Source organism: Selenomonas sp. FOBRC9 (genome assembly GCF_000287655.1).
In the GTDB taxonomy this organism is placed as follows: domain Bacteria; phylum Bacillota; class Negativicutes; order Selenomonadales; family Selenomonadaceae; genus Centipeda; species Centipeda artemidis.
Window position 1 is genome coordinate 1 of sequence record NZ_ALJR01000035.1, and the last position, 9,529, is coordinate 9,529.

Here is a 9,529-nt window from a genome sequence, read left to right on the forward strand (position 1 = left end):
CCGGCAATCGCAAACAACCGTGGTCGCATTGGCGACTGGGAAGGTGATACGGTTGCAGGAAGGACAGGTGGCGCGTGTCTGCTAACGAAAGCAGATCGAAAGAGCCGGTTCTTAATTGGACGAAAGCTGCCTAAAAAGACGAGTGAGGCAGTAAGGGACGCAACGATTGATGCCTTGAAGGTCTATCCCGTACATACGATTACGCCGGACAGGGGCAAGGAGTTTGCCAAACATAGACAAGTGACTGAGGCACTGCATGTGCCCTACTACTTTCCACCACCACATCAGCCATGGCAGCGCGGAACCAATGAAAATACAAACGGGCTCCTGCGCGAATACTTCCCAAAAGACCGATCACTTGACGAGGTACGTGAGGAGGATGTGCAAAGAGTCGTGCATGAGCTTAACATGCGTCCGCGTAAATGCTTAGGATGGAGAACTCCTTATGAAGTCTTTTTCAATAAAGTGTTGCACTTGACTTGACAATTCACCATACATGAAAAATCTATTGAAAACATGAGAAATTACGCGTATTTAGAGCGGGAATAGTCGTATTTCGTGAAAAACTTGCATAGAGGTCGGGGGAACTGTTACAATGCGGTAAGGGAAAACGCTCTGAAAAAAATGTATTCCGATATGCGGGTTCCCGTATTGCCGGAACGACTGCATGGGTATTTTAGGTTTTACCGAGGACGGCGCGGCGTTTGAGGACGTAATTCCACAGCATGACAATACCCGCCGCTATGAGTTTTGCAATCATATAATGGATGTGCAGGAGATCGACAAGAGACCACATGAGCAGCTGATTCAGTCCGAGCCCCGCGATACTCGAGCCGAAAAAGAGCATCTTTGCGCGGTGTGTCTGCGCAGCTGCGCCGCGAAAGACGCAGACGAGGCACAGCCAATAGTTGAGAAAGACGGAGACGGTGAAGGAGATCCCGGCGGAGACGAGGTAGTAGACACCCAGATGCGCCGTGAGAACGTAGAGGAGTCCGTAGTCGAGGAGAAAACACGCACCGCCGACGAGGACGAAGCGGAGTACTTCATAAAGTCTGGTACGCTGCGGCATGGATCGCCTCCTCCTTTTGCACTAAAAATTTGTAAATGGCCGCACGATGATTATGAAAGGAACGTCACATGCTTTTTAGATTCGCCGCACATTGCGGGATTCCTGCCAAGCGGGTATTTTGCGCCGCAGTGCTCATGGCTGCGGCAAGTATTTTGTTCACGGGGTGCCTGACGGAAAAGGATTCGAAAGAGACAACGGCGGAGGATACGCATCTCGTGCTTGGGACGGTGGCACGTATTCAGGCGCGCGGTACGGAGAAAGCGGCGCGCATGGCGGTGGAAGAGGCATACGACCTGCTTTCGGATATGGATACGAATCCGGATCGCACTGCGATACTTGAGATGGAAGCCGCCGCAGGATCAGGGGAGTGGACGAAGATTCCCGCGGAGCTTTATGAGATGCTTTCCCTTGCGCAGGCGATTTCACGGCGGTCGGACGGCGCGTTTGATGTGACCATGGGGACACTGACTACGTTGTGGTCGGAGGCACGTACGCGCGGAGAGCCGCCGACGGAGGCAGAGATCAGGGAGGCGCGTGCACATGTGGGCTATCAGTATCTCGAATTGCGTGAGGGAAATATGGATGGCGTGCCGATCTATGAGGGGCGCCTGATGAAACCGGGGATGCAAATCGACCGCGGAGGGCTGATCAAGGGATATGCGCTTGATGAGATCTTGGAGCACTGGGATGGGGCGCACCTGAAGGGAGCACTCGCAGATCTTGGGGCAAGCTCGATGCTCGGAATTGGGACGAATTCCGAGGGGGAGCCGTGGCAGGTAGGAATTCGCAATCCACGCGGCACGTCGTCTGTGGATATGCTGCTCGTGATGCCGCTTTCAAACGAGGTTCTTTCGGCATCGGGGGATGACGAACGCTATTTCATGTACGAGGGGAAGCGCTACCATCATCTGATCGATCCGCGCACGGGCTATCCGGCGGATACGGGACTCGCCTCTGTGACGGTGATTCTGCCGCTCTCAACTGACAGTCCGGCATGGGAAGGACATGCCGGCATACTCTCAGATATGCTGTCTACGGCAATTTTTGTACTGGGACCTGAAAAGGGGCGTGCACTCCTTTCAGATTTTCCGACGGCACTCGTGATTCTCATCGGACCGGATGGAAAGGTTATCGGAGGGCGGTGAATACAAACCGTTATTCGTTTTATTAGGATGCGGCGCAGGAAAAGAAATTTTCATTCTTGTAAAAACCGATGTGTCTCTATCCAAGGGCAAGGTTGCTCCATCAAATAAAAATCCGGGAGTGCCGTCGGCAATCCCGGGTATCGTTTCAAGAATAAAGCTCATCCCAACTGTGTCACATTCGTCACGCGGAATCCCTTGGCGAAAAGCCGCTCTTTCACGGTGTCGACGTTCGGGATGTCGGCGCGGATGATGATCTCGTAGGTGCCGTCCGGCTGCGGCATCGTGACCATGCTGTCGATGCTGATGTCCATCTCGGCGAGGACGGTCGAAATATCGCGCAGGACGCCCTTGCGGTCGGCGACGTGGATCGTCAGGCGCGTCTTGCCGGTATCGAGTCCCATGACGGCGACGAACGCCTTGAAGATGTCCGTGGAGGAGATGATGCCGACGAGCTTGCCTGCCGAGGAGAGGACGGGCATACCGCCGATCTTCTCGCGCGACAGGATCAGCGCCGCCTCCTCAATAGTCATGGTATCCGTGACCGTGACGACGTTTTTCTGCATGACGTCTGCGACCTTGATCTTAGAGAGCAGGGTGCGCTCCTCGAAGCGGTCGAGCGTCGTTGCCGCCGATGGGGAGGCGCGCAGGAGGTCGCGGTTCGTGAAGAACCCGACGAGCCGACCGTGCTCCACGACGGGCAGACGGCGGAACCCGCCCTTCTCCATGACTTTTGCAGCTTCGCCGAGCCCCGCGTCCGGTGCGATGGTCACGGGATTCTTCGTCATACAGTTTTCAACAAACATAAACGCCCTCCTTACCCATGCGTATGGTAACGTCTTTTTTTCTAATATTCGAGGTTTACGGCGGCTTTTCCTTCTTTATTAATTGAAAATGCGGCGCATTATCCGCCCAAATACGCTTTGCGGACGTCCTCGCTCGCGGCGAGTTCTTTTGCGTCGCCCGCGAGGGTGATGCGCCCCGTTTCGAGGACGTAGGCGCGGTGCGCGATGGAGAGCGCCATGTTCGCGTTCTGCTCTACGAGGAGGATGGTTGTCCCCGCGGCGTTGATGTCGACGATGATGGAGAAAATCTCCTTGATCAGGAGAGGCGCAAGCCCCATCGACGGCTCGTCGAGCAGGAGCAGGCGCGGGCGGCTCATGAGGGCGCGCCCCATCGCGAGCATCTGCTGTTCGCCGCCCGAGAGCGTGCCCGCGAGCTGCGTGCGGCGTTCCTTCAGGCGCGGGAACCTGGCGAAAACCGTCTCCATGTCGGCGGCGATGCCGTCCGCATCGCTGCGCGTGAACGCGCCGAGCTCGAGGTTCTCCATGACGGTCATGTCGGCGAAAACGCGCCGCCCCTCGGGTACTTGCGAGATGCCGCGGCGGACGATCTCATGCGCCTTGTGCCCCGCGATGGAGCTGCCCTCGAATGTGATGTCGCCGCCGCGCGGCACGATCAGCCCCGAGATGGTGCGCAGCGTCGTGGATTTGCCCGCACCGTTCGCGCCGATGAGGGTGACGATCTCCCCCTGATTCACCGTCAGGGACAGTCCCTTGAGCGCGTGGATCGCGCCGTAGTAGACATGGAGATCGGTGACGCTGAGCATGGGCGCAGTTGCTTTTTGTTCGTTTGCCATGATTATTCCTCCGCCCCGAGATATGCGCGGATGACCTCGGGATTCGATCGAATCTCCGCGGGCGTGCCAGCCGCGATGACCGTGCCGTACTCAAGCACATAGATGCGTTCGCAGATGCCCATGACGAGCGACATGTCGTGCTCGATGAGGAGGATCGTGATGCCGAATGCGCGCCGCACCCAGCGGATCATCTCCATGAGCTCCTGCGTTTCCTGCGGGTTCATGCCCGCCGCCGGCTCGTCGAGGAGCAGGAGCGCGGGCTGTGCGGCAAGCGCGCGCGCGATCTCAAGCCGCCGCTGCGCGCCGTAGGGGAGGTTCTTTGCCTTTTCCGCCGCGCTGTCCGCGAGCCGGAAAATCTCAAGGAGACGCATCGCTTCCTCTTCGAGCTTTTCCTCCTCGGCGCGGTAGCGTCCGACGCGCAGCATCGCTTCGAGGAGACCGTAGTTCATGTGACTGTGGTACGCGATTTTTACATTGTCGAGGACGGAGAGCTCGCCGAAGAGCCGGATATTCTGGAACGTGCGCGCGATGCCGCGTGCCGTGATTTCATACGGCGCGAGCCCGACGATGCTCTTGCCGCGCAGGGTGATCTCGCCCGTCGTGGGGCGGTAGACGCCCGTGAAGAGGTTGAACGCCGTGGTCTTGCCCGCGCCGTTCGGTCCGATGAGCCCGAGCAGTTCGCCCTCGCGGATGTGGAGGTTCAGGTCGGAGACGGCGGAAAGCCCGCCGAACACCATGGAGACGTCCGTCGCCTTGAGCAGATCCTGGGCCATCATGCCTCGCCCCCTTTCCTGAAGAATCGATTCAGCGGACGCATCGCCGTGACCTCAACGTAGCCGAAGAGCCCCTGCGGGCGGTAGAACATCATGAGGATGAGCGCGAGCGCGTAGACGATCATGCGCGCGTTCGGGAAGCTCGCGAGCGCCGCGGAGAGGAAGGTCACGACGAGCGCGCCCGCGATCGAGCCGGTCATCGAGCCGAGCCCGCCCATGACGACCATGATGAGGATGTTGAACGACTGCATGAAGGTGAACGATGCGGGGCTGAGGATATACATATTGTGTCCGAAGAGGACGCCCGCGACGCCGGCGAACGCCGCGCCGATGGTAAAGGCGAGCACCTTGTACCGCGTCGTGTTGATGCCCATCGCTTCGGCGGCGATCTCGTTCTCACGGATGGCGAGACAGGCGCGCCCGTGGCGGGAGTTTACGAAATTTTTGATGATGAAAAGGGTGGCGAGCATGATGAAGAACACCCATGTGAAGTTCGTCAGGTGGGGGATGCCCTTAAAGCCCGCCGCGCCGCCAACATACGGCACGTTGATGATGAAGATGCGGACGATCTCGCCGAGCCCGAGGGTCGCGATCGCGAGGTAGTCGCCGCGCAGGCGCAGGGTCGGCAGTCCGATGAGCGCGCCGAGCAGTCCTGCCGCCGCGCCGCCCGCGAGGAGCGCGACGATGAAGGGGAGGTGAAAATTCGTCGTCAGGATGACGCCGACGTACGCGCCGATCGCCATGAACCCCGCGTGTCCGAGCGAGAACTGCCCCGTATAGCCGTTGATGAGGTTCAGGCTCGCCGCGAGCATGATGTTGAGCCCGGCAAAGATGAGGTTGAGCTGCCAGAACGCGCTGAGCACGCCTGTGCCCGTCAGCCCCATGATGACGCCGTAGACGGCGAGGGCAAAGAGGAGCATTTTGAGGTCGCCGTTTTGCAGGATTTTCATATGCGCACCTCCTTAGACCTTTTCCTTGATATTTTTGCCGAAAATGCCCGCGGGCCTCAGGAGCAGCACGAGGATGAGGATCGCAAATGCGGCGGCGTCGCGGAACATCGAGAAGCCGAATCCCGAGATGAACGCCTCCACGATACCGAGCACGATGCCGCCGACGACCGCGCCCGGCAGGATGCCGATGCCGCCGAAGACCGCCGCGACAAACGCCTTGATGCCCGGCATGAGACCCATCAGCGGATCGATGGAGTTGTAGTAGATGCCGATGAGGACGCCCGCAACCGCCGCGAGCGCCGAGCCGATGGCGAACGTGATGGAGATGATGCGGTCGGCGTTGATGCCCATGAGCTGCGCTGCCTCGGTGTCGTAGGACGCGGCTCGCATCGCCTTGCCGATCTTCGTCGCGCGCACGATATAGGTGAGGATGACCATGAGCACGAAGGTCACGCCCATGATGAGGAGCTGCTGCCCGCTGATGACGAGGCCTTCAAATGTCCACGAGACGTCGCTGATCGTCGCGGGGAACGTGCGCGGCGTCGGCGAGACGAGCGCCATCATGACGTACTCCAGGAGGAACGATACGCCGATCGCCGTGATGAGCACCGAGATGCGCGGTGCATGGCGCAGCGGGCGGTAGGCGAACCGCTCGACCGCGATGCCGAGCAGGGAGGTCACCGCCATGGAGATCAGGATCGCCGGCACGACGGGGATGCCGAGCGTGACGGCGTAGAACCCGAGGTACGCGCCGACCATGTAGATGTCGCCGTGCGCGAAATTGATGAGCTTGATGATGCCGTAGATCATCGTATATCCGAGCGCGATGAGCGCGTAGATGCTGCCGAGCGAGATTCCGTTGATGAGCTGTTGGAGAATCTGCTGCATGAACTCCATAGAACCGCCTCCTGTGGGCTGTGTTATTGATGAAAAAGAGCCGCGTATTTGCGGCTCTCTGACACTATTCGTATCGACGAATCACATGCTCGGCATAATCTTCGCCACGACCGTGCGGTCGCCGTCCTTACTCTCCAGGATGACCGCCTGCTTGATCGGGTTGTGCTCGGCATCCATCGTGATCGTGCCGGTGCCGACCGTGAGATTCTTCGTCTCCTCGATTGCCTTGCGGAGCGCCTCGGGATCGTCCGAACCCGCGCGCTTCAGCGCGTCGACGAGGAGTTTGCCCGCGTCGTAGCCGAGCGCGGCAAAGACATTCGGGGCGTGTCCGTATTCCTTCTGATAGGCGTCAATGAAGGGGCGTACCGACTCGTCCTTATCCGAGTAATGCGTGCTGAAATACGTGCCGTTCAGCGCCGCCGCGCCCGCGAGCTCCGCGACCTTTGCATCGTCCCAGCCGTCCGTGCCGATGATGGGGGCGGAGATGCCGATCTCGCGCGCCTGCTTGACGATCTTGCCGACCTCCTCGTAGTACGCGGGAACGAAGATCACGTCGGCATTCGCGCCGCGCAGACGCGTCAGCGTCGCCTTGAAATCCTGATCCTTTGCGAGGAACGCCTCAGTCATGACGACCTGCCCGCCGCCCGCTGTAAAGACCTTTTCAAAGACCTGTGCGAGACTCTTGGAGTAGTCCGTCGAATTGTCGAGGTAGATAACCGCCGTCTTTGCCTTCAGCGTGTCGAGTGCGAACTTCGCCATGACGTCGCCCTGCTGGGGGTCGATGAAGCAGCTGCGGAAAATCCACGGCTTCACCGTGCCGTTCTCGACCGTTACGTCAACCGCCGTCGCGTCCGGCGCGATGACGGGAACCTTGTTGTCCGAGGCGACCTGCGACTCTGCGATGACGTTTGCCGTCGTTGCGGGACCCACAATCGCGCGGACATGATCGTCGGAGATGAGCTTCGTCGCCGCATTCACGGACTCCGCCGCCTCGGACTTGTTGTCCGCCTCGATGAGGACGATCTTCTTCCCATTGACGCCGCCCGCATCGTTCGCTTCCTTAATCGCGAGCTTTAGCCCCTCGAGCGTCGAGATGCCGTAGTTCGCCGTGTTGCCCGTCATTTCAAAATTCGCGCCGATCTTGATCTCATCCGACGACGCCCCGTTATCTCCGCAGCCTGCAAGAGCTGTGCCGAGCAGCGCCGTGCAGGCGAATACCGCCGCAAGGCGCTGCACCTTTCCTCCGAACTTCATGCGGAACCCTCCTTTGACAGTTCTCATTATCATATAAAAAGATAGCCCTCATTATAGGGGAGGGCGCGCCGTTCGTCAAGGTATACAATTTGACACCCTTCGCCCGCGTTGCTATAATGGGGCACATTCACATGGGGGAGGATAATATGAACGAAAAGAACTTTCCGCTCGAGCGCGAACAGACCATAGAACTCATTAAAAAATTCCCGACGCCGTTTCACATCTACGACGAGGGGAAGATCCGCGCGAACTGCCGCCGCCTGTGCGATGCGTTCGCGTGGGCACCCGGCTTTCGTGAGCATTTCGCGGTGAAGGCACTGCCGAATCCGCGCATTGTCGAGATTCTGCACGAGGAGGGCGCGGGGACGGACTGCAGCAGCATCGCCGAGCTCCTTATCTCGGAAGCGGCGGGCGTTGTTGGCGAGGAGATCATGCTCACGTCGAACGATACGCCGTTCGACGAGTTCCAAAAGGCAATCGCACTCGGCGCCGTGATCAATCTCGACGACATCACGCACCTTGATTATATGGCGAAGCACGCGGGACTGCCCGAGGTGCTTTCGTTCCGCTACAATCCGGGGGACACGATCGAGGGCAACGATATTATCGGGAAACCCGTTGAGGCAAAATACGGACTGACCCACACGCAGATGCTTGAGGGCTATGCGCGGGCGCGCGAGATGGGCGTGCGGCGGTTCGGACTGCACACGATGGTCATCTCCGCCGAGCTGCGCACGGAGGCGTTCCTCCTCACGGCGCGCATCATGTTCGAGCTCGCCGTGGAGCTGAAGGAAAAAGTCGGTATTCACGTCGAGTTCGTTAACCTCGGCGGCGGCTTCGGCATCCCGTACCGTCCGGAGGAAGATCCCGTGGACTTCGCGGCGGTCGGTGCGGGCATTGAGCGGCTTTATAACGAAATCATGCGTCCCGCGGGACTTGGGGATGTCGCCATCCGCACGGAGAGCGGGCGCGCGATCACGGGGGATGCGGGCTGGCTCGTCTCGATGGTTCTGCATAAGAAGGACACCTACAAGCACTACGTCGGGCTCGACTCCTGCATGGCGAATCTCATGCGCCCCGCGCTCTACGGTGCGTATCATCACATCACCGTTCTCGGCAAGGAGCACGCGCCCGCGGATCATGTCTATGATGTCACCGGCTCGCTCTGCGAGAACAATGATAAATTCGCCATAGACCGTGCGTTGCCACAGATCGGCATCGGCGACATCATCGTCATTCACGACACGGGGGCGCACGGCAGCGCGATGGGGTTCAACTACAACGGCAAGCTCCACTGCGCCGAACTCCTCCTGCGCGAGGACGGCACTGTCGAGCTCATCCGCCGCGCACAGACGGTGGACGATTATTTTGCGACGCTGCATTATGAAGGCTCACTGATGAAATCAACGAACGCAATAAAATAAATAAAGGAAAACAGCCCCGCTGTCTCTGCGAAAAATCGCATCAATACAGCGGGGCTGTTTTCGTTGTCGTTGATTTTCGAGCGAAGATTAGCGTGCTCCTTGGAGGAGTTCCCGATAAATAGGAGTGTATAATAAACTGTGTAAGTAGGAAGACAGCTTAGGAGCACTCCCCGTGAGGGGAAGTCAAAAACTAAGGAGGAAACCTTATGTCAAAGAGGCCCCCACGGCGCGGTGCAACGCTCGCTAAGGCAATTATCGAAGAGTATCAGCCCAAGAGTGTAGAAGACATGCAAAACGCCCTCAAAGAAATCTTCGGTCCCATGTTTGAAGCCATGCTCAACGGCGAGATGGAAAACCACCTCGGTTACATGAGCAACGAGC

The 9,529-nt window shown here is 58.8% G+C and carries 10 protein-coding genes and 1 pseudogene; 4 read left to right on the forward strand and 7 right to left on the reverse strand.

What is annotated here, in order from left to right; all coding sequences use genetic code 11:
• Window positions 1-483 (forward strand): IS30 family transposase (locus tag HMPREF1147_RS08750; RefSeq protein WP_037351356.1); only part of this gene is annotated, 483 nt, incomplete at its 5' end.
• Between the two features lie 193 nt (window positions 484-676).
• Here HMPREF1147_RS08750 and HMPREF1147_RS08755 read toward each other — a convergent pair.
• Window positions 677-1,069, reverse strand: coding sequence for a GtrA family protein (locus HMPREF1147_RS08755; protein ID WP_009658558.1), 393 nt, complete (start codon window positions 1,067-1,069; stop codon window positions 677-679).
• A 68-nt stretch (window positions 1,070-1,137) separates the two neighbouring features.
• Here HMPREF1147_RS08755 and HMPREF1147_RS08760 point away from each other — a divergent pair, with 68 nt between their 5' ends.
• Window positions 1,138-2,214 (forward strand): FAD:protein FMN transferase, encoded by a 1,077-nt coding sequence (locus HMPREF1147_RS08760; protein WP_009658564.1) that lies wholly within the window; start codon window positions 1,138-1,140, stop codon window positions 2,212-2,214.
• A gap of 158 nt (window positions 2,215-2,372) precedes the next feature.
• On the opposite strand, the gene HMPREF1147_RS08765 is transcribed toward HMPREF1147_RS08760, so the two are convergent.
• The 6 genes from HMPREF1147_RS08765 to HMPREF1147_RS08790 form a co-directional block, all read right to left on the reverse strand.
• The gene (locus HMPREF1147_RS08765; protein WP_009439286.1) at window positions 2,373-3,017 is read right to left on the reverse strand and encodes a CBS domain-containing protein; all 645 of its coding nucleotides are present in this window, start codon (window positions 3,015-3,017) and stop codon (window positions 2,373-2,375) included.
• A 98-nt stretch (window positions 3,018-3,115) separates the two neighbouring features.
• Window positions 3,116-3,850 (reverse strand): ABC transporter ATP-binding protein, encoded by a 735-nt coding sequence (locus tag HMPREF1147_RS08770; protein ID WP_009658562.1) that lies wholly within the window; start codon window positions 3,848-3,850, stop codon window positions 3,116-3,118.
• A 2-nt stretch (window positions 3,851-3,852) separates the two neighbouring features.
• Window positions 3,853-4,623, reverse strand: a complete 771-nt coding sequence (locus tag HMPREF1147_RS08775) for an ABC transporter ATP-binding protein (RefSeq protein ID WP_037351359.1) — start codon at window positions 4,621-4,623, stop codon at window positions 3,853-3,855.
• Window positions 4,623-5,573, reverse strand: coding sequence for a branched-chain amino acid ABC transporter permease (locus tag HMPREF1147_RS08780; protein ID WP_009658561.1), 951 nt, complete (start codon window positions 5,571-5,573; stop codon window positions 4,623-4,625). The genes HMPREF1147_RS08775 and HMPREF1147_RS08780 overlap by 1 nt, the downstream gene beginning before the upstream one ends.
• 12 nt (window positions 5,574-5,585) lie before the next feature.
• Window positions 5,586-6,470: a branched-chain amino acid ABC transporter permease gene (locus HMPREF1147_RS08785; protein ID WP_009658560.1), complete on the reverse strand. Its 885-nt coding sequence runs from the start codon at window positions 6,468-6,470 to the stop codon at window positions 5,586-5,588.
• An 81-nt stretch (window positions 6,471-6,551) separates the two neighbouring features.
• Entirely contained in the window at window positions 6,552-7,724 is a 1,173-nt protein-coding gene (locus HMPREF1147_RS08790) for an ABC transporter substrate-binding protein (protein WP_009658557.1), read from the reverse strand.
• 146 nt (window positions 7,725-7,870) lie between these two features.
• On the opposite strand from HMPREF1147_RS08790, the gene HMPREF1147_RS08795 reads away from it, so the two are divergent.
• Together HMPREF1147_RS08795 and HMPREF1147_RS12065 are read left to right on the forward strand one after the other, a co-directional pair.
• Entirely contained in the window at window positions 7,871-9,148 is a 1,278-nt protein-coding gene (locus HMPREF1147_RS08795) for a diaminopimelate decarboxylase (RefSeq protein WP_037351357.1), read from the forward strand.
• Window positions 9,149-9,354: 206 nt separating this feature from the next.
• Window positions 9,355-9,529, forward strand: a pseudogene (locus HMPREF1147_RS12065) (IS256 family transposase); the annotation flags it as partial.